The sequence below is a fragment of the Argonema antarcticum A004/B2 genome, assembly GCF_023333585.1.
GTDB classification, from domain to species: Bacteria; Cyanobacteriota; Cyanobacteriia; order Cyanobacteriales; family Aerosakkonemataceae; genus Argonema; species Argonema antarcticum.
This window is the reverse complement of record NZ_JAIQZN010000096.1, coordinates 1-26,094: the sequence shown is the minus strand read 5'-3', so window position 1 is coordinate 26,094 and position 26,094 is coordinate 1. Positions and strand designations below refer to the sequence as shown.

Here is a 26,094-nt window from a genome sequence, read left to right as displayed (position 1 = left end):
CATATCTGATTTACTGGCTGTCGCATCCGTCACTTATAAAGAAGATTTAGACTCGCTTCTTACATGGAAATTTCAAAGTTTCAATGAAGACCAGTTAACGACAAATTTTGGGCAGCCACAAAAGCACGGTCTTTGACCGTGCTGAGTATAGAGCAGAAGGGCAACCAAAAGGCAGCTGATTTTTTAATTGCTCTTGTCCATCAGTTAACCAAGGTACTGGGATTGCCAAGTAATGATAAAAAGGGAAAAACAGCCGAACACAAGAGGACAGGAGAGGAGGAAACCCTCGAAGAATATTTTAATTTCTTGATTAAGGTATTAGATGCAGATCTCAAGAGCGGTGGTGACAAAAGTATAGTTTACCCCCTGCTAGATACAAACTTAAATAAATTAAATGATAAATTTGCCAAAGTCTTGCAAGCATGGGTAAAAGCTACCTTTCCAGAACTGGAAATAGAGCAGTGTCGAGTTAACGCACAGGCGATTTTCATTTTTTGTAGCCTAATTCAACAGTTTCCTAAAGGAAACCGAGCTAGTAATTTAGAGATTGCAATCGCTGGCTGCGAGATAGTATTAACTGTTTACACCCGTAACACATTCCCCAAAGATTGGGCACAGACCCAAAACAATTTAGGGAATGCTTACCTATATCGTATTCGGGGAGAACGGGCAGAGAACCTTGAGCAGGCCATTGGTTGCTACGAAAAAGCTTTGCAGGTACATACCCGTAAACAGTTTCCCCAAGATTGGGCTAGGCTTCAAAATAATCTAGGAAATGCTTACATATATCGCATTAAGGGGGAACGCGCCCAAAATTTGGAGCAGGCGATCGCTTGCTCCAAAAGGGCTTTACAAATTCGCACTCGAAAGGTATTACCCAAAGACTGGGCAGCTACTCAAAATAATTTAGGTAATGCTTACACTGAACGCATTCTTAGCTCTCAAACAGATAATTTGAATCAAGCAATTATACACTATGAGAATGCTTTGCAAGTCTACACAGTTGAGACCTATCCAGAACAGTGGGCTATGCTCCAAAATAATTTGGGAACTGCTTCCAGCAATTACACTATAGACCGGGGAAAAAAGTTAGAAAAAAGCATTGCTTGCTTCAAAAGAGCCTTATTTATCTATACCCAGAAAGCTTTTTCAAAAGATTGGGCTATGCTCCAAAATAATTTAGGAACCGCCTACAGAGGTCGTCTTCGTAAAGAGCGAGCAAAAAATTTAGAAAAAGCTATTAATTGTTTTGAAAATGCCTTGCAAGTTTATACCTTTGAAGCTTACCCGGAACAATGGGCTATGACCCAAAACAATCGAGGTATTACTTATAAAAATCGAATTTACGGAGAACCAGCAGAGAATTTGAAGCGCTCTGTGGCTTGCTATGAATTGGCACTTCTGGTATACACTCCTGAAGCTTTTCCACAAAAGCACGCACAAATCTTACTTAATCTTGGACTTACCTACAAGGCAGCTAGACAGTTTACAAATGCCTATACTGTTTTTGCAGATGCTATCGAAACTGTAGAGAACCTACGTCACGAGATTATATCAGGAAATAATGTCAAGCAGAAATTGGCTGAAGAATGGAACCAGCTTTATAGAAGCATGGTAGAAGTTTGCCTAGAAATGGGAACTACTGAACCGCGCTACAAAGCACAAGCCCTCGAATATGTGGAGCGCAGTAAAACTCGTAACTTGGCTGAACTTATAGCTACTCGTAACCAAAATCTGGAATTTAAAGGTAACATTTCGTTTGAAGAAATTCAAAAATTGCTACCCGACAGCCATACTGTCATTATTGAGTGGTACGTTCTAGCTGAAACATTCCTCACATTCATCATTACTCCCCACACTCACTACGTTTGGCAATCTCACTCAGAACATCTCGAAGCTTTAGAAACTTGGGCGAAAAAGTATCTTGATGCTTACTATGGACAAAAAGACAGTTGGAAGATTACCCTAGCCTCTCGCCTTCGCCAGCTTGCCAAAATTTTGCACATTGATGATATTGTCTCACTTGTACCAGACACCTATAATCAGGTAATTCTAATTCCCCATCGCGGTCTGCATATATTTCCTCTTCATGCACTGCCTCTAGCAACTGGCAATTACTTCGTTGACCGCTTTCACAGAGGTGTTCGTTATGCCCCTAGTTCCAGGCTATTGCAGCTAAGCCTAAGTCAGGAACGACCTGACTTCAACTGCCTCTTTACCATAGAAAACCCAAATTCCAACTTACGTTTTGCCAACTTGGAAATTCGAGCTATTAGTCACTATTTCCGCTCTAAATGTACTCTAATTCAGGAGCAAGCAACAATAAATGCGCTTTATCAATCTCCTAGTGCAGAAGATCTGTGTTCAGCTCACTGTGTCCACTTTTCTTGTCATGGTTTCTTCGATCAAAAAGAACCCCTGGAATCGTATCTTGAGTTGCCCCCTGCATTCCTAACCTTGGGAGACATATTTGAACTCGATCTCAGCCAGTGCCGCTTAGTTACGCTTTCTGCCTGCGAAACCGGCTTGATAGACTTTATTAGCATTAGCGATGAATACATCGGGTTGCCAAGTGGCTTCCTGTATGCAGGCAGTCCCAGCGTAGTCAGCAGTCTTTGGAGAGTAAACGATTTATCTACTGCCTTGTTAATGATAAGGTTCTACGAGAACTTAGGAGACCCCCAAGCCCCCACTGTGGCTATTGCTCTTAACCAAGCTCAGTGCTGGCTGCGAGATGTCAAGAAAAAAGATTTACTAAATTGGATCAATCAGTTGTCATTAAAATCGCCTGAGAGGAGAGAGGTAATCTCCTTTATTCAGAAACTGCCGACAAAGCCTTTTGAGTCCCCCTACTATTGGGCAGCATTTTGTGCTATTGGTCAATGATGAACGAACAACGCCGTCTAGCCTATCTTAATCTGACACAGATACTACTGACTTGCCCGAGTGACAAGGTATCTGAGATTGTGGATGCTAACCAGGAGCTGATTGATTCTGGTTGGGTACAGATGATAGAGCAGGCAGCAGTAAGGCTGGCAGAGCAGGGCAATCAGAATGGTGCGGACAAGCTTAATGCTTTGCGAGATTACGCTGCTCAACTCGTTGCTCTTGTGGATACAAAAGAAATTACGCTTTTTTGGGCTGAGGTATGGCAAGCAACCTTAGAGAGCAAATGCGATCGCCAAGTACTGTATCCCTTACTCCAAGCCCACTTGGATAAACTGAATGATAACTTGACTCGAGCAATGCGAATCTGGGCAACAGCTGCCTCATCCGCAGGAACTCCTGAAGAAATAGCAGCTAATGCAGGATTAATAGTTAATTTCAGTAATCTCATTGCACAGTTTCCACATGGAAGTCGCGCTAGCAATCTCGAGATTGCTATTGCAGGCTATGAGTTAGCGCTAACCATCTTCACTCGTAACGTTTTTCCGGAACAATGGGCTATCGTTCAGAACGGTCTTGGCATAGCTTATAACAATCGCATTCGCGGAGAGCGAGCAGAGAATTTGGAGCAAGCGATCGCTTGCTACCACAATGCTTTACAGGTTTACTCCCGAGAGGCGTTCCCAGAAAGATGGGCCTTACTCCAAAATAATTTAGGAACTGCTTACATCGCCCGCCTGCGAGGAGACCAAGCTGAGAATTTGGAGCAAGCAATTGCCTGCTTCCAACAAGCGTTGCAGATATATACCCGCAACGCTTTTCCTGGAGACTGGGCAATGGCTCAAAGTAATTTAGGTGGTGCTTACTGGACTCGAATTCGGGGAGATCGTTCCCAGAATCTAGAGCGGGCGATTGATTGCTTTCGCAAGAGTCTACAAGTTCGTACTCGTAGCACTTTGCCCAAGGAATGGGCAGAGGGCCAAAAGAATCTGGGAATTGTCTACTGGAATCGGCTTTGCGGAAACCAAGCTAGAAATCGGGAACGAGCTATTAACTACCTCACAAACGCCCTCCAGGTTTACACTAAAGCAGATTTTCCAGAAAAATGGGCAGAGACAAAAAATATATTGGGGGTTGTTTACTGGGAGCGTACCTGGGGAAACAAAGCCGAGAATCTAGAGCAAGCTATTAACTGCTATCAGAATGCTTTGGAGGTTTATACTCAAGAAGATTTTCCAGAAAAATGGAGTTATACGAAAAACAATTTGGCAGTTGCTTATACAAATCGCATCCTGGGAGAGCGCTCTCAAAATCTCAACCAGGCGGTTGATTGTTGTCAAGATGCTTTGCTAGTGCAAAACTGCGAAGCATTCCCTCAAGCTTATGTCCGAACGTTATTTAACCTCGGTATTGCTTACCAAGAATCCAGACAATTTGATGAGGCTTACATTGCCTTTGAGTCTGCCATTAATACCATCGAATTCCTACGCGGCGAAATTGTCTCCAGAGAGCTAATTAACGAAGTCAAACAAAAATTAGCTGAGGAATGGAACAATCTTTATCAACGAATGGTGGAAGTTTGCCTAGAAATCCACAACTATCCTAAAGCGATTGAATACGTTGAGCGCAGCAAAGCTCGCAGCCTGGTTGAACTATTAGCTACCCGTGACCTCTACCCCAAAGGTCAGATGCCTAAGCAGGTGCAGAATAAAGTGCAACAGTTACGGCTAGAAATCGATATAGAAAACCGTCGTCTTGCTGCTGATGCTACTCCCGATTATACTCGCGTTAATCAACTGCGCCAGCAGTACAATGAAATCTACTCTTATGAACCCATCCGGTTTGAGCAAATCCAAAATTTAATAAATGACAGCGCGGCGATCGTTCAGTGGTATATCTTTGGTGACTGTTTCCGCGCTTTTATCATCACCCGTCACAGTCAAGCGCCGTTTGTTTGGACATCCTCCATTGAAGATCTAAAAAACTTGCAGAATTGGAGTACGGAGTATCTAAGCGCATACTATGCCCCCAGGTGGGTGGAAGCTAAAGCACAAGGAAAAGAACTGCGAACGCAGTGGGGAATAGGCATGGGATCTCGCCTTCAGCAGTTAGCTGAAATTATGCACATAGATGATATTCTCTCCCACATTCCTACAACTTGTGATGAATTAATTCTGGTTCCTTATCGTTACCTGCACCTGTTACCACTTCACGCCCTCCCCGTAATACCCAAGTTGCGCCAGAGACAAGATGATAGCCGATTAGAAGGTGCAGCAACAGAAGGTGGATATTGTCTGCTCGACGAATTCTCAGGCGGTGTCCGTTATGCCCCCAGTTGCGAACTTTTGCAACAAACACAAAACCGAAAGCGCTCTGAATTCAATCACATTTTTGCCATTCAAAATCCCACACATGACCTGACTTATACTGGTATTGAAGTGGCCGCCATCCGACAGCATTTTCAACATTGGGATGTATTGAGTGAAGATGATGCGAGAAAAGAGGCTATTAGTGATGAGCGACTCCGCATTGCCCACTGCGCTCACTTCTCTTGTCACGGGTACTTTAACTTTGAAGACCCTCTCCTGTCGGCATTGTTGCTAGCAGATGCTCACATTTCCCAGATGCCTGTCGATACCGATCTCAAGCCCTATTTCCCTTTGCCAGATGGCAGAGCGATCGCTCTAGACAAATGCCTTACCTTAGCAGACCTATTTACCCTTGACCTTAACCAGTGCCGCCTCGTTACCCTCTCCGCCTGCGAAACCGGTTTAACTGACTTTCAAAGTCTCGGTGATGAGTACATTAGTTTATCTAGCGGCTTTTTATATGCAGGGAGTTCTAGCGTTGTCCATAGCCTTTGGGAAGTGAATGAATTATCTAGTGCTTTCTTAATGATTAAGTTTTATGAAAATCTGCAAGACCCCAAAAACTATCCTAATGTTGCTATTGCCCTTAATCAAGCTCAAGTATGGTTGCGAAAGGCTACAAATAAACAATTACTGCGGTGGCTTAAGGAAAAAGAGTCTATCTTCAAAAAAATCTTGGGATATTCTGAATGGCTAAAATTACTCCAGTTACTTAAGCAAGATGTCAATGCTAAGCCCTGTGAATCGCCTTACTATTGGGCAGCATTCTGTGCAATTGGGCAGTGATGGAAGAATCAACAATGGATAAACAACGCGAGAAGGTTTATCTCACTATAATCGATACACTGCAAAATTCTCAGAGTGCAGAACAAGCTCTTGAAATCATCAATGTTAATCAAGACTTAATTGATGATGAATTTGTAAAAACCCAAGTTAAATTGGCTGCTACTCTAGAAAAAATAGGTTTTGATACCGCATCAGAATTTTTGAAAAGCGCAATCAATCGTTTAAAAGACAAACTGGGAAAATTCAAATCAAAAGAAACCCGAATCTATGAAGTACGAATTTTTATTTCCGATTTAATAATAACAGTTCTCAAAACAGACTGCAATCCCCAGGTTGTAGTTCCCTTAATTGCTGAAAACTTGGATAAATTAGATGATGAATTTTGTCAAATTTTGCAAAGTTATGCAGCCGATACATTGCCGACAACAGAACCAGCGTCAGCTAGGGGGTTGGCAATGGCAATTAACGATTTCAGCAATATAATTGGGGAATTTAATTTAGGCACTAAGGTTAACAATGTAGAAATTGCTATTACAGGCTATGAATTAGCAGCAACTGTATTTTCCCGAGAATTCTTGCCAGAAAGATGGGCAATGCTCCAGAATAATCTGGGAGTTGCTTACAGCAATCGACTCCGAGGGGAACCAGCGCAGAATATAGAAACAGCTATTTTTTACTATCAAAATGCTCTCAAAATATACAGTCTAAATTCGTTGGGCGACCAATGGGCTTTTGTACAAATAAATTTGGGTGTCGCTTATAGCGAGCGTCTAGTTGGTCAGGCAGAGTATAATTTGAATATGGCTATTAAATGCTATCAAAATGCCCTGCAAATTATTAAGTATAACTTCTTTCCTGAAGACTGGATAAAGCTCAAAATTAACTTAGGAATAGCTTACAGTGATTTACTTGTTGTAGGAGAAAACAATAATTGGAACAAGGCAATTGAATGTTACCAAGAGGCTTTACGAGTCTGTAGCTCTAAAGTTTACCCAGAATTGTGGGCTAAGATTCAGAATAATTTAGGATTGGCTTACAGCAATTACAGCTTGATTCAAGCGGAAAGTAATTTGGAGAAAGCTATTAATTGCTATCGAAAAGCTTTGCGGGTCTATACTCGCAAAGCTTTTGAGCGAGATTGGGCTATGGTCAAAAACAATTTAGGTATTGCTTATAGGAGAGCCGGCAATTTAGAATTAGCTATTGTTTGCTATCAAGATGCTTTACAGGTTCGTACCCGCAAAGCTTTCCCTAAAGAATATGCAGAAACTCAACTGAACTTAGGACTTGTCTATAAAGATTTCCGGCGATTTCGTCAAGCCTATATTGCCTTTGCCTCTGCCATTGGCACTGTAGAATCCCTGCGTAGCGAGATTATATCCGGAGATGCCGTTAAACAAAAATTAGCTGAGACGTGGATTAACCTCTATCGAAACATGGTAGAAGTTTGCCTTGAACTAGCTACTACTCAACCGCGCTACTATGCCAAAGCTGTTGAGTATGTAGAACGCAGCAAAACTCGCAACTTGGTGGAACTCCTAGAAAGTCACGACCTCTACCCCAAAGGCAGCATTGCCGAAACTATCCTCAACAAACTAAAGGAGTTACGGCAAGAAATTGCATCTGAACAGCGACGGCTTGACATTGAACAGAGAAATCACTCAAGAAATGGTGCAATTATTTCTGAAAACATAGGTCAACAGCTAAATAGGTCTATGATTGCCGCCATCCCAGATCGCAATCATCTAAATCAATTGCGCCAACAACTAGACGAATTGATTACCAATCATATCCAACCAATTGACTCCAACTTCAGCCTGACCCAACGAGTAGAAGCTATCAGTTTTCCGCAGATACAGGAATTGCTACTGGACGACAAAACCGCCCTCATCGAGTGGTACATTACGGGTGAAACCTTCCTCACCTTCATAATTACCAGGCAGGCTCAATATCCCATTGTTGGGCAAGCCTCACCTAAAGACCAGAAAGCTTTGATAGATTGGACTAAGGAATATTTAAGAGACTACTACGAGCAGAAAGATAAGTGGCAGACGCAACTAAGTCAGCAACTAAGTAGATTAGCTGAGATTTTGCATATCGATGAGATTTTGACTCAGATTCCAAAAGGGTGCGATCGCTTAATTCTGATTCCCCATCGCTTCCTGCATCTATTTCCTCTCCATGCCTTACCCATTGTGGGGAATCACTGCCTCCTAGAGCGATTCGAGGCAGGCATTCACTATGCTCCCAGTTGCCAATTGCTGCAACAAGCGCAAAACCGGAAACGGTTAAACTTTAATCATCTATTTGCCGTATCCAACCCAACCCAAGACCGCCCTTACACAGAACTAGCAGTTGAAGCCATTCGTCACCACTTCAATTCCACCTGCGTTCTAGCTAGGGAGCAAGCAACCAAAGCAGCTTTTGATAACGTTCATTCAGAATACCTGCGCTCTGCCCACTGCATTTTGTTTGCGTGTCATGGCATCTTTAACCTAGAATCGCCTCTTGAATCCGGTCTGTTTTTAGCAAATGAAAAACTTTTTACCTTGGATGAACTTTTGAGTCTCGATCTCGGCGAATGCCGTTTGGTGACTCTCATGGCTTGTGAAACTGGTCTTACCGATTTCACTAGCATTAGCGATGAGTATATTGGCTTGCCGAGTGCCTTCCTAGTCGCAGGTAGCTCTAGTATAGTTAGCAGTCTGTGGGAAGTGCCTCAAGGGGCTACTGCTTTTTTAATGATCGAGTTTTACGAAAATCTGAAAATTCAGCCTAATCTAGCTCTCTCACTTCAGGAAGCTCAACTTTGGCTGCGAAATATGACGAACAAAAGACTAAAACAATGGATGAAGGAGAAAGATTCTATCTTTAGACCTATTTTGGGTTCTCGTGAATGGATAAAGCTGCTTCGATCGTTTAATGGGGATGCCAATGCTAAGCCTTTTGAGTCACCCTACTATTGGGCTGCGTTCTGTGCTATCGGTCGCTGAGCAAAGACAAACGAAAAACTGATGACAAATTCACAACACGAACAGATTCTCAACTTCTTACTTGAGGTATTACAGGCAATATTGGATAACAAAACAGAGTGCAGGCAAGTAGTATATTCAATGTTTTCTGCTAATGTAGGAAAACTAAATGAAAGTTTTGTAGACCTGTTGGGAAATCAATCCATTGTTGTCTTATCTCAAGGAACCCCCGATGCAGAAGTAACGGCAATAGTAATTGTTATACTTAGTGGTTTGATTTCGGAGTGTCCTTTTGTAATTGGATATATTAAGTGGGAAATTGCAATTGCTGGTTTTGTAAGAGTGCTTTTGGATAACCTCGAACATAATATTTATACACAAAAAGAATCAGCGGTTATCATGAATAGTTTAGCAATAGCCTATACGAATCGGATTCGTGGGGATAAAGCGGAGAATATAGAGAAAGCTATTTCCTGGAGTGAACTTGCTTTGCAGATTTTAACATTCGATACATACCCCACCGAATGGGCGATGCTTCAAAATACCCTAGCAAATGCTTACGCAAGTTGCCCAGTTGGAGAAAAACTAAAAAATCTGCAATTGGCAATTCTCTTTTATAAAAGTGCTTTAAAAATTTATAGAAAAGAAGTTTTTGATAAACAATGGGGAACCATTCAAAATAGTCTAGGTTGTGTTTATCTACAGTGTATTTATTGTGGTAAGCGAGCCGAGATAGAAGAAAATCGAGGTCGAGCTATCACCCACTTGCAAAATGCTTTACAGGTTCTCACTCGTAAAAACTTTCCCCAGGATTGGGCTACCACTCAGAATAATTTGGGCGTGGCTTATATTGCACGTTTTCATCGCGTGCAAGCAGAAAATTACGAACAAGCCATCACCCACCTGCAAAATGCTTTACAGGTTCGCAATCGTAAAGACTTTCCCCAGGATTGGGCTACCACTCAACACGATCTGGGTATGGCTTATGCCGATAGAGTTTCTGGCAATCGCACGCAAAATCTCAAACAGGCAATCAATTGTTATGAGAACGCTCTGCTATTTCGTACCCATGATAATTTTCCTAGAGAGCGTGTTGAAACTTTATTTAACTTAGGCACTGTATACCAATTAAATAAACAATTTGGCAATGCCTACACGATATTTTTAAATGCACTTGAGACTGTAGAATTTCTGCGTAATGAAAGTACTTCTAGCTATGAATATAAGCAAAAAATACTAGAAACATATACACAACTTTATCGTTCTTTAATAGAAGTTTGCCTCGAACTAGCTCATGCTGACCCGCGTTACTACGCCAAAGCAGTTGAATACGTCGAGTGCACTAAAGCGCGGAACTTGGCAGATCGCCTTGCTAATTGTGACTCATATTCTCAGAACGAGATTAATGAAAAGTTTCCCTCTCTCTCCTTCTCAGATATTCAGGCATTGCTACCAGACGATCTGACCGTTATTCTTGAGTGGTATGTTCTGAATACAACATTTGTTTGTTTCATTATCACTCGCAAAAATTCGTATCCTCATATTTGGCCGCCTCTCCAAGAGCAGCAGCAAGCAGATATGGAAGCCTTAGTAGATTGGGTTGGAGAGCATCTGGCAATACACTATGCACAACAAACAGAATGGCAAGAGCAGCTAGTTTCTAGCTTAAACCGCTTAGCTGACTTATTGCACATCGAACAGATTCTTTCTCTGATTCCCGAAGGCTACGAGCGAATAATTTTAATTCCGTATAGCTTCCTGCATTTATTGCCCCTCCATGCCTTACCCCTACCTGATGGTTCTTGCCTCCTCGATCGTTTTAAAAGAGGTGTCAGTTATGCACCTAGTTGCCAGCTACTGCAACTTGCGACAAGGAAGATCGAGAAACTCTCCGTACAAAATTTCAGTAACTTGTTTGCTATCCAAAATCCAACCAACGATCTGTTGTTCACCAATCTTGAGGTAGCAGCTATTAGTAGCTACTTTGACTCAGCTAAGATTCTATCCAACTATAAGGCTACTAAAGTCATCTTGAATCAAGAGGCAGCTACTGGTCAGTTGCTTTTAGCAAATTACGTCCACTTCTCGTGTCACGGCACATTTGACTTTGCCTCGCCCCTCAAATCAGCGTTAGTTTTGGCAGATGCACCCCTCACGCTAGGAGAAATTTTTGCTCTGGAGCTGAGTCAATGCCGCCTCGTCACCCTCTCCGCCTGCGAAACGGGTTTGACAGACTTCACTGTCCTCAATGACGAGTATATCGCCCTACCTAGTGGCTTCTTGGTTGCGGGTAGCCCCAGCGTTGTCAGTAGTCTATGGGCAGTAAATGACCTATCCACTGCCTTTTTAATGATAAAGTTTTATCAAAACCTACAAGACTTCCAAACCTCTCCAACAATTGCATTGGCGCTTAATAAAGCTCAAATCTGGCTGCGAGATGCTACCAAAAAAGAATTACATGGATGGATAAATGAACTACCAGACCCAGTTAGTAGGAGAAAACTGCTAAAGTGGATTAAGTCGATTGAGGCTGAAACTAAACCATTTGAGTCGCCCTACTATTGGGCAGCATTTTGTGCGATCGGGCAATGATTATGGATGAACAACGCCAAATATCCGAGTCTCAATATGAGTTTCTCTCTCAAATACTGCGGGTAGTCCATCAAAGTAAGGGCAACTCAGAAGTTGTATATCCGCTGCTGCAATCGAACTTGGATTTATTAAATGAGAGCCTTGGTTAACTATTGGAAGATTGGGGCAGACAGACTTTGCTGGAAGTTTCCCCAAGAAAAGCACAAGGTATTGCATCGGTTATCGGCTATTTTAGCAATCTGATTCAACTATTTCCGATGGGCGATCGAGCTATAAATCTAGAAATTGCCATTACAGGCTATAAAATTATTGACACTGTATTGACTTATGAAACATTTCCGAAACAGTGGGCAGAAATACAATACAATTTAGGGCTTTCCTACTATAACCGTCTCCATGCAGAGAGAGCAAAAAACTTGGAAGCAGCTATAGAATGTTACTTCAATGCTTTAAAAGTATACACTCGCTCTAGTTTTCCTCAAGAATGGGTAGATACACAAAATAATTTGAGTGCAGCTTATCGTAAACGCATCAGGGGAAGAAAAGCAGAAAACTTGGAGGCAGCTATTTGCTGTTTGCAAGCTGCATTGGAGGTACGCACTCGTGAAATTTTTCCCCACGAATGGGCATATTTACAAACTAATCTTGGAACTGTGTATAGTTTCCGTATTCATGGAGAAAAGGCAGAAAATTTAGAAGTAGCTATCCGCTGTTTGGAATCAGCATTAGAAGTACGAACTCGTGAAGCTTTACCCCAGCAATGGGCAGAAACCAAGAATAATTTAGGTATTGCCTACTATCAACGTATTTTGGGAGAAAGAGCAGAAAATTTGGAAGTAGCTATCCGCTATTATGAGGCTGCATTGGAAGTACGCACTTGCTCTGAGTTGCCTATCGAGCGGGCACAAACGCAACTCAATTTAGCTAATGCTTACTCTGAAAGGATTCGTGGGAAGAAAGCAGATAACTTGGAAGAAGCTATAATTTTTTATAAAGCAGCTTTGATGATACGCACTATTAATGCTTTTTCCGAAGAATATGCAATAATTGAAAACAATTTAGGATGTGTTTATTGCGACCGTATTCATGGTAAAAAATCTGACAATGTAGAAGCAGCTATTAGCTGTTTTCAGGCTGCATTAAAGGTGCGAACACTTGAAAAATTTCCTCTAGAGTGGGCAGAAACTAAAAATAATTTAGGCACTGCATACGATGAACGTATTTTAGAAAAAAGAACAAATAATTTAGAATTAGCTATACGTTGTTACAAGGATGTATTAAAGATATACGCTCGTTCCGACTTACCCTTTGACTGGGGAAAAACTCAACATAATTTGGGCAATGTATACTCAGAGCGTATTGTTGGAGAAAATAGAAAAAATTTGAAAACTGCCATTCGTCATTACAAAGCAGCTCTGCAAGTATTTACTCGCTTTGCTTTTCCTCAAAACTACTTATTGACTAAATTTAGCCTTGGTCGAGCCTACCAAGAGGGACAAAATTTTCAAGATTCATATACTGCTTTTACAGATGCCTTTGACATTATAGAATTTTGGCGAGGTGAAATTATTTCGGGATCTGGAACAGAAGGAGACAAACAAAAACTTGCAGAAGAATGGAACGAACTCTATCAACGCATGGTGGCAGTTTGCCTGGAATTGGAGAACTACACTCAAACCATAGAATACGTTGAGCGCAGCAAAACTCGTAACTTAGTAGAACTTATCCTCACTCGTGATCGCCACACTATTTTCCCAGCAGAAGTAGTCGCTCAACTAGATCGACTTCGAGACGAAATCGCCAGCGGTCAGTACGAACTCCAAAATGCCACCGCACAAGATCCAACTGCTTTAGCCCAACATCTCCAACAGCTTCGACAGCAGCGCAACGAATTGCAAGATCGATACCTGCCCATCGGTTCTGGTTTTCAGTTTGAGCCATTCCGAGCGACTCTCTCGCATCGCAGTGCAATTGTTGAGTTTTACATTACAACCGATCGGCTATTTGTCTTTATTATTACCAACCAAACCCAACAACCCATCGTTTTACCACTTGATTTTATAAACCCGAACAAATTAGCAAATTGGGCAAACAGCTATCTGAAAGCCTATAGTAACAAAAAATCTCACTGGCAGCGCCGTTTAACTACCCGCCTACATCTGCTGGCAAAAATTCTGCACGTTGATGAAATTATTGAGCAAATTCCAACAGAGTGCGATCAATTAATTCTAATTCCCCATCGCTACTTGCATTTGCTGCCACTTCATGCTTTGCCACTTACAGAAGACTCCAGTCTTTTTGACAGATTTCCTGGAGGAGTCAGCTATGCTCCTAGCTGTCAATTACAGCAACTTGCCCAAACTCGACAACGCCCTGAATTTACTCACCTATTTGCCGTTCAAAACCCCACAGGTGACCTCTCTTATACCGATCTTGAAGTCGAAACCATTCAAAGCTATTTTAACACCAGTAATCTTCTCAAACAAAAAATAGCAACTAAAGAAGCTATTGATAATACTTCTCTTAGTAATGTTCACTGCGCTCACTTTAGCTGTCATGCTTACTTTAACGAAAGCGAATCTCGCAAATCTGCTCTGATTCTAGCCAATGCCGAGCTAAATTCTGCACCGACACAATCCGATCCAGAAAACTATCTCAGTTTGAAAAAGGGTGGCGTACTTGACCTCAACAAGTGTCTGACTTTAGATGGCATTTTCACCCTGAATCTAGAACAATGTCGCCTTGTCACTCTATCTGCTTGTGAAACCGGATTAATTGATTTTCAAAATACCAGCGACGAATATATTGGATTGCCTAGTGGTTTCCTTTATGCAGGTGCTTCTAATGTTGTTAGCTCGCTTTGGACGGTGAATGATATATCCACTGCCTTTTTAATGATAAAGTTTTATCAAAACCTACAAGACTTCCAAACCTCTCCAACAATTGCATTGGCGCTTAATAAAGCTCAAATCTGGCTGCGAGATGCTACCAAAAAAGAATTACATGGATGGATAAATGAACTACCAGACCCAGTTAGTAGGAGAGAACTACTAAACTGGATTAGGCCGATCAAAGCTGAAACGAAACCATTTGAGTCGCCCCACTATTGGGCAGCGTTTTGTGCTATTGGACAATAGGCAGTTTTATCATAGATATTGAGATCCGCTCATTAGGATTCAGCTGATGAGAAGTTTTTTAGATAATAAAATTTTCCGTAATGCTGACATCGGCAAAAGAGATAAGAACGCTAAAAGGTTCGCCAGGATCGGCAAAAAAACTTAGATGTATTTCGCAATCTTCCTCGCGAGATTGTGTTTCAAGAAATGTTACCCCGCTTTCATCTAGGGTCATCTTTTGGCCAAATTCATCAAGCACTATCAGTTTTAAATCTGCGGGCAAATGGGGTTCTTCAGTTGAGTATACCTGGAGAAAAATGTCTATATCCCCATCTTCTCTAGTTCTAATTGCCACCAGAAGTTCGATACTCAACTCGTCTGTTATTTGGATTTCCTTACGTTGAGCTACAGCAGCTTTAGGATGGTCTGGGTCAAGTTTACCCAAACTCAAAGCAATTTGCCAATTTAAAGCTATCTGCTCTTTGTTTTCCTCAGTCTCTTCAACATCAACGTCTGCTAAGCGATTGGCTAAGGCAGCAATAATCTCTGGGGTAGCATCGCTTTCTCCCAATTCTAAAGCTGCTTGAAATTGAAAACCAAGATCCTGATTTTCTTTCTTCATTGACTCGATCAGCTGATTGAGTCGATTAGGTTGAGAATCTTGAGCTTTAGAATCTCCTACAGACTTGCTAAGAGCAGCATCAAAAGCTGAGCGATCGCTTACAACTGGGTTCAGTTCTTGTAATGCAAAATATGTACCCAGAAGTGCTGGTTCATACTCTCCCCAAAGCTCAGGAATGCGTTGAAACCAACGACTCAACTGCTCCCAAGAGTTGTTAGTTTTAGTTACATCTGGTTTGGCTGGCAGTTTTTCTATATCTGTTGATTGTTTTCCTGGATAGTCTGTACCCTCTACCTCCAAAACTTGAAATCCTACTAATTGATTAAGTTCCCCTGAAGAAAAAAGCTTTTGAATTTCTTCAAATACTTCTTGAGTACCTTCAACTAATAAAACTAATTTTTTCTTTTTCATTTTCGCCTCTCATTCATTCTATTCGTAATAGAAGTGTTTAACTTTGAAACCTTGAGAATATTTTTGATACAAAGTATCAATTGCTATATTACGGGATATATTTTCTGCTTCTTCAGAATCAACTTCAAATTCTATGGTTATTCTTATAATTTTTTTTTGATTAGCTAGTCTGGGTGGTTTTCTATACCCCTTCTTATCGAGATATAAAATTATTTGAGCCCAGTCACTTACTTTTTTTTTGACAAGAATTTTAACATATTTATAAAGGCTTCGAGAAAAATCTGAAGTTAATCCCTTTATTTCTCTATTAAGCTTCAGAGCTATATCGTCAGGAGTTAATCCACTCAGTAATAAACCTAGCCAACACTTTTCAGTGGATGTAAGTTCCTTTTTTTCAATATTAAGTACTTTGATATCTTCATCTGTTATATCTGCTGTACCTAAAACATTTTGTATGGCTTTGGCCCAACCTAAATCGTTGAAAATACTATCCATCTCCCATTCTTTTTCTGCCTTGGGACAATCACTGCAAGGTGTTTCATTCAAGGTATGGCAATTCTTTTCTGATAAAAACATCATTAAGTAACTATCCTGTAAATGTCAAATAAGGGGTTTATAGAAAACACCCAACATTGGTTGGGAAAAATAATCTTAAAACATCAACTATCGTGGGGAGCGGGATATGGAGTGAAATTGCCATAACAAAGAGGACAGAAAAAAGAGCGGTCATTAGTAATAACCGTCTAGCTACTATAGGGGCATTATATGTCATCACGTTTCCAAGATCCAATCGAAAAATCCCTCCACTTGGGTATAGAAAGGAACAAAATTCACCTGCTCAACGAGCCTCAGCAAGCTGAACGTATGAAGGAAATACTGAGCCAGCTTGAAGGTGGAACCTTGCTCAAACAGCTGAATTTGCATAAGGAGGGGCCAATTGCTGCTCATCTTATGCACCCAACCAAGGGCTTTGGTTGGACTTACGAGCAAGCGACCAGTGCAATTATGCGCTACATAATGTTCCTGCTCCTAGCTTACCTCCATCCCCAGATCACCTTGGTGCCTACCTCGACGATTGATATTGTTTGGCATCACCACATTTTACACAACACGGTCAAGTATGTTGAGGACTGCGAAATGTGGTTTGGTCGTGTTTTTAACCACTGCTACGATCCAGCTGAGCTTTGGGGCAAAACAGATCGGGAGAATCCTGATACCGCTTTTGCTCAAACTCAAGCCCTATTTGAGCAGTATTTTGGCAAAGGTATTTTAGCAGCTGCTAACTGGGATCAAGCAGAAGGCGAAGTAGCAGAGCGTCAGCCTGAACAGCAAGATAACAGCAGCAATGGGGAACAACCATCGCGTCCTACGGCTTGTGGTATGCCCAAGCCAAAGAAGGCTTAGAACCTGGCTGATTTTTACGTAGCTCGTTCTCAATCTGACAAATGTCTGAGGGTGTCTAGTGATAGGCACCCTTTTTTTATTGATGCAGTCAGTCATACACGACCGATCAGTTATTTCGTACCATCTGCCCTTCAAGCTTCAAGCCAAGACTGCATTTGTTTAACTTCCGATAACATCCCCAGACGCTTGAACGAGTCCTTAGCCTCTGTTGCCCACCGTTGGGATTCGGCTGTATTCCCGCGTAATTTCTCCAATTTTGCCCAAGAACACTTGTGGAACGCAATAGAACGCCTATCCAAACTGTCAAGAGCAATGGGCTGGCTTAGATTTAACAGGCGTTCTGCTTCATCCAGGTTCCTTTGTTCGATAGCTATATCAGCTAACCAATTAAGCGCATAAACTTCTACTTGCTTCCATTCAGCTACTTTAGATAGTTCTAGAGCTTGGTTGTAAAGAGTTTTGGCTTGTTCGTAATCACCTATTTTAAACGAGTTCTCAGCCTCATAGTAATGAATGCGAATCAAATAGCGCAGGCGTTTTCTTTGTTCTATCTGACCTTGAGTTAGTAAGTTTTTTGACTTATTCAACCAGTTACCCGCCTCAACTAATTGCTGCTGGCGAATGTGTACTATAGCAGCAGTAATTGCCAAGTCCAACTCGAATATCCGGTCCTGATATTGCCGCAGGTTCCAGGCTTGTGCTAGCACGTTCCCAGCTTCGCTCAACTGCTCTGGTTTGCCCATCAAGATAAGTGTCCAGCCTCTATCGTATAAAGCCTCTGCTAATGTTGGCTGGTCTTGGTGCTGCTCGGCTGATGAGATCAACCATTCCATCCAGATTAAGCGCTCATTCCAATACCCGAACAAATGGGTAAACCCCTTGATATACTGCCAAAACTTTCGGAAATCCTCATATCGATCTTGTTTGATACACCATTCAACTACAGAGCGGAGATTCTCCCACTCCTGCTCTAGGTGTTCGTATTGAACGTGCCACTCTTTCCAATCTTGTCCTGCATATAGTTCGGAAAATCTTAGATACCAGTCGATCCATCGCTCCCGTACTTCCTGCTCAAATTCGGGATGAGCCTTCAGTTCAACAAGCGCATACTCGCGAGTCAAAGAATGATTTAAGTTGTACCATCCATCCTGCTGTATTACTAAACGGAGTTTATAGAGTTGAGCCAAACCATCTATGGAGTTTGCTCCTGCAAGGGCAACTTGAGCGATCGCTTCTATTGAAGCAGATTTGGTAAACAAAGCTAGCGCCATTAGCAACCGATGCGCTGGTTGCCCTCGCAGCGGTTGCACCAATTCTCCAAAGCAATAGTGAGCGAAGTCGCCTGTGGTCAATCGAGCTGGTACTGCATTAAGTGGAAGTCCATAGACTGACATTTGACCAATGGTATAGATAATCGCGATCGGGAGACCACCAGTTCTCTGGTAAAGTGCCTGGAACTGTTCGGGGTTCAATTGCACTCTTTGTTCTTGTATCTGATGCTGAATCAAATGCTGGCTATCATCTGGTGGCAAACACTCTAAATGAATGGGAACGCCTAACGCTGTTCGTATACGGGTAGTAATTACGACCTTTACCGTTGGCGGTAGTTCGTGCAGAAAGGAAATGACATCCTCTTGATCCTCGATAGTTTCGAGATTATCCACAATCAACAGAGTACGCAGGTAAGCCAAGCTTCTTTGAAGGCACTCCAGTTGATCGTTAAAGTGTGCGGGGATAACGTCAGGGCTTTCCAGCGTGCGAAATATAGTTTTAAAGATGTCACGCAAGGTGCGCTCTCGCCTATGACGTTGCAAAATGTCGATACCAATGAGATGCCGTTGCTTGGCTGAGGTAAAAATGATGGCATCAAAGGTGGGAAAGTTAGGAGTTGCCTCAGCATTGCAACTAGCTTCTAGGCAGCGGTGGGCGACTTCCAAAACGAGGGCAGTTGTCCCCACGCCGATGATTCCTTCAATGCTAATCAGATGGGTGTTGTGATTGAAGGACAGCAGTGTCAAAAGTTGATCTATTTGTTTCTGCCGACCAACCAAGTTTGTATGGTAACGGGGTGGCAGGTTGTGGTAAGGACGCGATCGCAGCGATGTAGAAGGAATGTTCAGAGAAGTCTCTAAGGTTCCTACTGCCAAAGTCTCTTGTGTTTCCGGAGGGGACTGAGGTATACGAGGCAACTCTTGCAGGTCAATGGTTGAGACCCAGCCGTTACGCTGTTCTAGCACTCTGGTAGTAACTATTTCCATTCCATCTTGGTTAGTGAGCGGCTCCTTGCGTTCCTCTTGAGTGGAAGAGGATGGAACTTCTGCCGGCTGCGTTAGCGAAGTGGCTTCGTACCCCGCAACAGTTCCTGAAGAGTACGAGCTTCGCCAACGCCGCTTCAGGGCTTCCCGAAAGTCTCCTTTACTGACCTTTTCTTCCAGTACCTCTGAAAGCAGCCTCCAAAGTTTTAGGCCAACATCTCTTCTTAAGTAACCTTCACCGTAATGGGACGTCTCTGCTATCTCCTTATACGTCTTGCCTTGCCAAGCGCCACGAAGTATAGCGGCCTCTACATCAGTTAGATGTCTCCCTTTTTTGTCAAAAATCGTTGCATCCGCCACTGTGAGTGCTTCTTCTTCGCCAAAGTTCATTAATTAATTAGCCAAACATCAAAGTTTCTTCTAGCCACTCTAGACTACCCTGACTTTTCCTGACACAACCCCTGACTCTACCTGACTCAAACTGCCTCGACAGTTTCAAGTCCATATATGACCATTGAATGAAGAAGCAAGGAGTTGATAACTGCTGCTGTCTATTCAGTAGCCAGAACCAACCCATTCAATTTTGTAATCCACACTTCGTGTTATCTGGACTTAATTAACACAAAATGTGGGCAATAGGTTATTGCTGCTCAACTATCTCCAGGTAATTCATTGAGAAAGCAAGGCTAATGGAGATTCAGCCCTGCTGATTCGATTGCAAGAATATATTTTGATGCAGTTTTCGATCTGATAAGGAGAAACCATGACTACCCAATATCTTGGCGCAACCACTGTTCTCAACGAGCAAGATCAGCCAACGCTTCTTACCCACTTGCTAAACGACAAACTCAATATTTTACACTTTCAAGACAGCTACGGCAGTGGCAGAACGTGTAACTGTGTTCTTTCCTCTATCGAAGCTAATTTGGAACGGCTGAGCAATTACGGAAGCACTACCTTAATTGTTGCTGATGATGCCTTTGACAAGGATAATCCCCCTAAAACGAAGGTTCATCGGGTCGTGATGACGAAAGCTGAAATGGGTCGTTTGAATTTGCTCGATGAAGAAGGTTACGTCCGTCGTACCACTTTGATTGTTGATAGCACTGGCTCTGTTTTAGCAACCCTACCAGTAACAACTGAAGAAGAGTTAGCCACTCACATTGAACAAGCTGTACTTCCCACATTAACTCAACTTCAAAACAAAGCCTCTACTTAGTATTAACTAAGGCTTTCAGGGGGAAATATTCTGGATATTACCCCCTGAAAGTACCTGGGTATCTCGGTAATGATGATTGATTAGAGAGATTAACAATGAGCAACATAACCTGTGTAACAAGTAACCAATCTATTTTGACAATTACTGACTTGGCTCAAGGTAAAAATCTTACCAGCAGTAATTTTTTTGATGCAGTTCGCTTTATCAAGCAACATAAGCCAGGAATTATTTTAGGACTGGAGCCGAAGCGAGGAATTAGAAAGATGGTAGGGGTTGTGAAGCGTACCGCTCGATTTGAATTGATTGGCGAGCGCCCAGCCAAAGATGCCAACTTCATGGTGAATGTACCGACTGGAGGAATTATCGCTATTGAAATAGGGCCTTCTGCTGGGCCAAACACTCCAATCGGTTCCATTGTTGAACAGAGTCTTTACCAACAAGGAGTTGCTGGTATCGTAATTGGTGGCAGGCTGCGAGATGTAGAGAGTATCCCAGAAGAGCGTTCCATTTGGGCGCTAGGAACCACCTGCTGTGGAGCCTACGGAGAGCTTTGGGAAGAAGAAGTTGACTGTCCCATCTCCATTTGGGGGACACAAATCACTTTAGGCAGTTTGATAGTGGCAGATGAAAGTGGCATAGTTGTCAGCCCTCCCTTAACGCCGAGAGAACTGGAGATTGTTGGTAAATTCGTGGATGCTGATAATTATGCCAAATTCTTGGTGCAACACAAGAGTATGAACCCGAACGATGCAAAAGACCAGGCTTCTGAACGTTTTGGTCTTGTCTGATATACCCACCCTAGAGATAAAACCCCTCAAAAATTAGAGTGGCTGACAAGTAAAGATTTGTAACAAGAAGCGACCTTTCGCATAAAACTGTCAGCCTGATTCTGATCGAGAAGTAGGAGTGCATCAAGTTCTACCGTGAGGATACCTTTTTGAATTCCGTTGTCCAACAAAATCATAATTATTAGCCAAGATTTTAGCCATTGACTGGAGGTTTACATGAAGTCTCTATCTAACGTCATTGTGATGGGCGGAGGACACGTCGGTTTTGCTGTCGCTGCTTTCTTGAGTTCGCAAGGCGTCAAGGTACATCTGTTTTCTCGCCGTTTGTTGCCAATCACCAAAACACTGACTATTAAAGCTATTGGTCAAGTTTTGTGTGGCAATTATCAAATAGCCAGCTTTTCAGGCCAAATGCAAGCGATCGCCGCACAGTTGGGACAGCTACCTTCGACAGTAATCATTTGCTGCCGAGGCAACGATTTAGTGGAGTACGCTCGCATCATATCCCGGTACGTTTATTCAGAAATGAACATTGTATTGTTCTGTGGGAGTCGGTTGGATGACTGGGTATTCCGCCAACAGTTACTTTCAAGTGGTGTTTTAGAATCCCAGATGCCAGCCGTTGCGAGTGCTACAACCAGCCCTTTTTGTTGTTGCCTACAATCAGACAGCACAGTTGAGATTAAGGCAAAGAAAGGCAAAGTCTGTATCAGTGCCCAAACACCAACTCTGACAGAACGGATATTCAATGCTTTGCAGCCCTGGTTCAGTAATTTAAAGATTGCAGGCTCGTCCTTGGAGGTGGCTTTGGAGAAAGAAAATGATATCACTCATATTCCTCTCATGTTAACTTCAGCACGAACCTTGGAAAAGGGAGAACCACATTTATTTTACCACGAAGTAGGACCTCGTACTGTTGGTTTGATTGTGGCTCTAGACAATGAGCGTCTGAAGATCGGACAAGCTTACGGTCTAAAACTCCGTGATTGGGTTAGTTGGCATCAAGCTCAATACCATACGTCTGGCTTATCAATCTACGAAAATCTTCAGCAGACGAGCGCGTATCAGCACTCGTTTATGGATACTCTTGATGATCGTTACTTAACAGAAGATGTCCCTTACGGTGCAGTTCCTCTTCAAACATTAGCGCGGATCGCAGGAGTACAGACTCCAGTATTAGATGGATGTATAGCGCTTGCCAGTCAACTGATTGATATGCCCGCCCCGGCTTGGACTGCTGAATTATTGGGTATCGCTGGACTTAATCCGACTCAGGTCTCGGCTTTATTGAGTACTTCTTGGGTTAAGCAACCCTTGTATCTGCCACCACCTTCACTTTTGTCTCATTTGGCTCAACCTACTTCCCAATCTGATAAAAAGATTGAGAATGTAGAAGTTTGAATACTAAGTTCAAGAATTTTGTAAACGTTTGATCTCACGGGGGTTAAGGTCAGCCATAGCAGTCAACACAGACTTGTTTGGCTTGAGAATTTTCCTATTCTCAAGCCAAACTGGCGAGCGCACAACTGAGCATAGATTGCGGTAAAGTTCGACTGCGAACAAAGCGAGGACTTCCCTGTCAGTGGCATGATTATAAGGCAGTGCGCTTGCAAGACCTTTATTATGGCGCTTTCTTGTGCGATAACTTCAGCCTCACTGATTGGGTAAATAGTCAGCCGCTAACTAATCCTGTAATCTGTTTAGGAGATGGTCACGATGGTGCGCGTGAATTTATTTAAGGAAATTGCTACAACGGAACAACGGCAAGAAGTCCTAGACTGGTATCATCTGAAAGAAAATCTGTATAAAGTTGGTGGCTCCCGTAAGCGGATTAAATATGTTGGTTAGGATTGCTGGGATGTTAACGCGGGTTCAAAGTTGTGGCTCTTCCGTACTTAGTGTGCTAAGTTAACTTAAATTTATCCTCAAGGCTTTGCTACGTAAGGCGTTGAGTTATTTACACCCAAAGCTTGGTTATGGCAACTTGCTGCGGATGGGCAATCACCTTGAAATCCCTGCCAAGCTTTGCGCGTAGGACACAAAAAAACTAATCGTTTGGCACACTAAGTACGGAAGACCCGGTTGTCATACATGGTGGCCTCTGTTTGGTGTTGGTGGGTAGTGAGTATTTGTGCTTAGGTGGTAAAGCCTTGGCGTGTCAATCGGTGTAGCTGTTGTCTTCTGGTGGTATGGTGGGTAGTGAGCGCATTCTCTCTAGTTGTTCGGTTAGTCGAACGGCGAGGTCAAGGGATAGGTCTGGGCGGTTGAGCAGAGCGGTTATTGCTTGAGAGGGAGTGAGTATTTGGGGCTTTTTCTGATTCCGAAAAGCTTTGGATAAGCTGAGGGCTTCTGATACGCTTGTGGATACTAGACCAATCTGTACTCCTAATAGCGTTGCTCTTCTCCAATCGACATCTTTGGTTTCGCTAGGGGGGAGAAAGGTTAAGGTTAGAAACATTGTTATCCCACCGGAGATTGCTCCTATTGCTATCTTGGTAATTAATTGCTTCATGGCATGGCATAAGGATGGAAGTAGCAGGCTTCTGATCTTGGTGGATGGCTATTGGTCATTAGTCATTGGTCATCGGTCAAAAGTTATAGCGCTACGCGCTGGTGTATTTACAGATAACGGAAAGCAGCATCGGCTGCTTGATGAACGTTAAAATCATAGTTTGGTATTTTTTTGATTTCATTGGAGTTATGAATTTTACAAATACCCAACCGCTACTGTTTTTGTACTTAGTTTCGTTCAAGATTTTGGCAATTTGCTGACCAGTTAGCTCTTGTTTCATTTTCTATCAATCCACTTCAAGCTTTTAATTTATAGCGGAAGTCACAAGTCAGAAAGAAAAAGCAATGAAGTAAGGACTCTAGCCCTTCATAATGTCCTAATAGCCTTGGCAGTTGCTATATCTTTCTCCCCTGCACCCCTGCACCCCTGCACCCCTGCCTCTTTCATGGCATAGAAAGGTAAGGAAAATCCCAGCAATCAGAGGTTTCAGGTAAATTTTTCAGTTGGTTAAATAGATTTACCAGTTTTCGCCACATTAGTTGTTGTTCTCCCTGACTGAATTGCTGGGTTGATAGTTCTTTTCTGAGAACTTGGATTTCCTTGAGAATGCTAATTTCTAGTTCTCGAATATCCCGAAGTTCATCTGCGATGGTAGTAAGCCTATCGTCTCCACTTCTACCATCAACAATGGAGGTTTTTTTTCGACAACTTCAGGTAAAAAGTTGCTCAAAATCCCTTCTAAGTCAATTTGACCGTAAGAAAAATTCCGCAGTTTGTCCAAATCTTCAATTATCTTCTTGGTAGACTGGACTGTTCCCTGTTTCAAACCAAGCGCATAACCGATTTGTACGCCTGCATTAATGTCAGCTATTTCTTTCATCCCTTTGACAATACCAGCCTTAATTCGCGCTTCGGTAGCTGACTTGTCTGCTTCTACTAATTGCTGGGCAATCTCTGCATATTGGCTACTCATCTGAGTGGATAGTTCTTCATTCTGACTATCCTCATAACTGGGCTTTTTAGCTTTCTTGTTCTGGCTGTTCTGAGTGTTCTGCGTGTTCCGAACGTTCTGGGCGTTCCGAATCACTTCTTAAAAATAAATAAAATTCCGATTTATTGCTATGTCTGATTGACGTTTAGTTAGCTTTTTTTTGGCGGAAAATCCTCTCGTCTATTTCGCCGAAGTGTTGGCAAATGTGTGGCTTAGGTTCTACGTATCTAGCACTGGTTGGTTTGGCTAAGTAGTAACTCAGTGTATCGATAGGGATTTGGCTGATTTCGTGTAGTTCTTCTAGTGACATTCCATGTTTTTGTTTGAATTCTCTGGGATGAATCGGGTCGGGATTTTTGAGGAGTTTGGGCATGGTAGTTCTCGACTATAATAATGCCCCAGGCGTTAACCAAGGGGGGGAATTTGGTATTTATAGCAATCAACATTCAGCTATCAGCAATCAGCTTGGGAATCAGCCTTTGTTGGCAAGTGTTTCAGCAATGTTCCGAATGGCTTAACCTACGACAGCGTTTGCTATAACTCAAGTGGCGGCAGACTCTTGCTTTATTGCAGGATTCGGCTATTTTCTGGTTTGGCTAGAAACTCTGCCATCAAATATGCTTAAAATAAGCTTAATTGACCTTCATTTAGGCAAGATTCCCAATCTAACTCTGCTTTGGCGATTAGTTGCTTAATACGCTCTATTTCCTTATCGCTATCGTAGTTTTCACTGTCGTTGTAGTCCTTAGAGAACAAAGCCCCATCGGTAATAGCATCGATGACGCATTCCCAATTACCTATTAACCAATCGCCCACCAATTCTAGGTGTTGGTTAACGCAGAATTCTTCTTCTTTGCCGCAGTAACAAAATCCATCGGCAACCAGCACTTCCGCTACAGCTATCGCTTTTCCTTTTAACCAACACGGTAAGTCTGTCATACTTTTTGTTTCCTTTCATGTCATGCTTCATAACTAAGGCGTCATTTTCAGCAGCTTTATTCATAGCAATTAACCTATAAATAAAGCTGCAAGTAATTGCTCTACTTCTGCCTTATCGATATGTTTCCACTGGGGATTACTGGCTTTTAGTTTGATCTGAATAAGATACTTGTGCCTCTATGTTGACGAGAATTTCAGCGATAGCTTTGACTCCTTCTTCTAACGCCCGTGC

19 protein-coding genes and 1 pseudogene are annotated in these 26,094 nt (G+C 42.4%); 13 read left to right on the top strand and 7 right to left on the bottom strand.

Annotated elements, in window-relative coordinates; genetic code table 11:
- Positions 1–138: 138 nt before the first annotated feature.
- From LAY57_RS28815 to LAY57_RS28790, 6 genes are read left to right on the top strand one after another with little or no spacing between them, the layout of a single operon-like run.
- Positions 139–2,886, top strand: coding sequence for a CHAT domain-containing protein (locus LAY57_RS28815; RefSeq protein ID WP_249070617.1), 2,748 nt, complete (start codon positions 139–141; stop codon positions 2,884–2,886).
- Complete coding sequence (locus LAY57_RS28810) at positions 2,883–6,041, top strand: CHAT domain-containing protein (RefSeq protein ID WP_249070616.1); 3,159 nt, start codon at positions 2,883–2,885, stop codon at positions 6,039–6,041. Before LAY57_RS28815 ends, LAY57_RS28810 begins: the two co-directional genes overlap by 4 nt.
- Before the next feature lie 14 nt (positions 6,042–6,055).
- Positions 6,056–9,034 (top strand): CHAT domain-containing protein, encoded by a 2,979-nt coding sequence (locus tag LAY57_RS28805; RefSeq protein ID WP_249070615.1) that lies wholly within the window; start codon positions 6,056–6,058, stop codon positions 9,032–9,034.
- Positions 9,035–9,055: 21 nt separating this feature from the next.
- Positions 9,056–11,605, top strand: a complete 2,550-nt coding sequence (locus LAY57_RS28800; protein WP_249070614.1) for a CHAT domain-containing protein — start codon at positions 9,056–9,058, stop codon at positions 11,603–11,605.
- 2 nt (positions 11,606–11,607) lie between these two features.
- A complete protein-coding gene (locus tag LAY57_RS28795) occupies positions 11,608–11,754 on the top strand; it encodes a hypothetical protein (protein ID WP_249070613.1) in 147 nt (48 codons plus the stop codon).
- Positions 11,755–11,781: 27 nt separating this feature from the next.
- Positions 11,782–14,742, top strand: a complete 2,961-nt coding sequence (locus LAY57_RS28790) for a CHAT domain-containing protein (RefSeq protein ID WP_249070612.1) — start codon at positions 11,782–11,784, stop codon at positions 14,740–14,742.
- Between the two features lie 58 nt (positions 14,743–14,800).
- On the opposite strand, the gene LAY57_RS28785 is transcribed toward LAY57_RS28790, so the two are convergent.
- Together LAY57_RS28785 and LAY57_RS28780 are read right to left on the bottom strand one after the other, a co-directional pair.
- Entirely contained in the window at positions 14,801–15,754 is a 954-nt protein-coding gene (locus LAY57_RS28785) for a DUF1822 family protein (protein WP_249070611.1), read from the bottom strand.
- A gap of 18 nt (positions 15,755–15,772) precedes the next feature.
- Positions 15,773–16,333, bottom strand: coding sequence for a hypothetical protein (locus LAY57_RS28780; RefSeq protein ID WP_249070610.1), 561 nt, complete (start codon positions 16,331–16,333; stop codon positions 15,773–15,775).
- A 186-nt stretch (positions 16,334–16,519) separates the two neighbouring features.
- Here LAY57_RS28780 and LAY57_RS28775 point away from each other — a divergent pair, with 186 nt between their 5' ends.
- Positions 16,520–17,158 carry a glycine-rich domain-containing protein gene (locus LAY57_RS28775; RefSeq protein ID WP_249070609.1) on the top strand — a complete coding sequence of 213 codons (639 nt, stop codon included), beginning with the start codon at positions 16,520–16,522 and terminating at the stop codon, positions 17,156–17,158.
- Between the two features lie 131 nt (positions 17,159–17,289).
- Here LAY57_RS28775 and LAY57_RS28770 read toward each other — a convergent pair whose 3' ends face one another.
- On the bottom strand, positions 17,290–19,803 hold the full coding sequence (locus LAY57_RS28770; RefSeq protein WP_249070608.1) for a helix-turn-helix domain-containing protein: 2,514 nt from the start codon (positions 19,801–19,803) through the stop codon (positions 17,290–17,292).
- A gap of 373 nt (positions 19,804–20,176) precedes the next feature.
- Here LAY57_RS28770 and LAY57_RS28765 point away from each other — a divergent pair, with 373 nt between their 5' ends.
- The 4 genes and pseudogenes from LAY57_RS28765 to LAY57_RS28750 form a co-directional block, all read left to right on the top strand.
- Positions 20,177–20,632: a hypothetical protein gene (locus LAY57_RS28765; protein WP_249070607.1), complete on the top strand. Its 456-nt coding sequence runs from the start codon at positions 20,177–20,179 to the stop codon at positions 20,630–20,632.
- Positions 20,633–20,727: 95 nt separating this feature from the next.
- Complete coding sequence (locus LAY57_RS28760) at positions 20,728–21,420, top strand: RraA family protein (protein ID WP_249070606.1); 693 nt, start codon at positions 20,728–20,730, stop codon at positions 21,418–21,420.
- 216 nt (positions 21,421–21,636) lie between these two features.
- Positions 21,637–22,821 (top strand): NAD/NADP octopine/nopaline dehydrogenase family protein, encoded by a 1,185-nt coding sequence (locus LAY57_RS28755; RefSeq protein WP_249070605.1) that lies wholly within the window; start codon positions 21,637–21,639, stop codon positions 22,819–22,821.
- Between the two features lie 33 nt (positions 22,822–22,854).
- Positions 22,855–23,256: pseudogene (locus tag LAY57_RS28750) on the top strand (ISKra4 family transposase); the annotation flags it as partial.
- A 322-nt stretch (positions 23,257–23,578) separates the two neighbouring features.
- On the opposite strand, the gene LAY57_RS28745 reads toward LAY57_RS28750, so the two are convergent.
- Positions 23,579–23,878, bottom strand: a complete 300-nt coding sequence (locus tag LAY57_RS28745) for a hypothetical protein (protein WP_249070604.1) — start codon at positions 23,876–23,878, stop codon at positions 23,579–23,581.
- A gap of 52 nt (positions 23,879–23,930) precedes the next feature.
- On the opposite strand from LAY57_RS28745, the gene LAY57_RS28740 reads away from it, so the two are divergent.
- Positions 23,931–24,083, top strand: coding sequence for a hypothetical protein (locus tag LAY57_RS28740; protein WP_249070603.1), 153 nt, complete (start codon positions 23,931–23,933; stop codon positions 24,081–24,083).
- Positions 24,084–24,548: 465 nt separating this feature from the next.
- On the opposite strand, the gene LAY57_RS28735 is transcribed toward LAY57_RS28740, so the two are convergent.
- The gene (locus tag LAY57_RS28735; protein ID WP_249070602.1) at positions 24,549–24,905 is read right to left on the bottom strand and encodes a hypothetical protein; all 357 of its coding nucleotides are present in this window, start codon (positions 24,903–24,905) and stop codon (positions 24,549–24,551) included.
- A 163-nt stretch (positions 24,906–25,068) separates the two neighbouring features.
- Complete coding sequence (locus LAY57_RS28730; protein ID WP_249070601.1) at positions 25,069–25,296, bottom strand: hypothetical protein; 228 nt, start codon at positions 25,294–25,296, stop codon at positions 25,069–25,071.
- Between LAY57_RS28730 and LAY57_RS28725 the strand changes: the two genes are divergently transcribed.
- Positions 25,295–25,441, top strand: a complete 147-nt coding sequence (locus tag LAY57_RS28725; protein WP_249070600.1) for a hypothetical protein — start codon at positions 25,295–25,297, stop codon at positions 25,439–25,441. The two genes, LAY57_RS28730 and LAY57_RS28725, sit on opposite strands and share 2 nt — an antisense overlap.
- Before the next feature lie 103 nt (positions 25,442–25,544).
- Here LAY57_RS28725 and LAY57_RS28720 read toward each other — a convergent pair whose 3' ends face one another.
- Positions 25,545–25,862 (bottom strand): hypothetical protein, encoded by a 318-nt coding sequence (locus LAY57_RS28720; RefSeq protein ID WP_249070599.1) that lies wholly within the window; start codon positions 25,860–25,862, stop codon positions 25,545–25,547.
- Between the last annotated feature and the right edge of the window lie 232 nt (positions 25,863–26,094).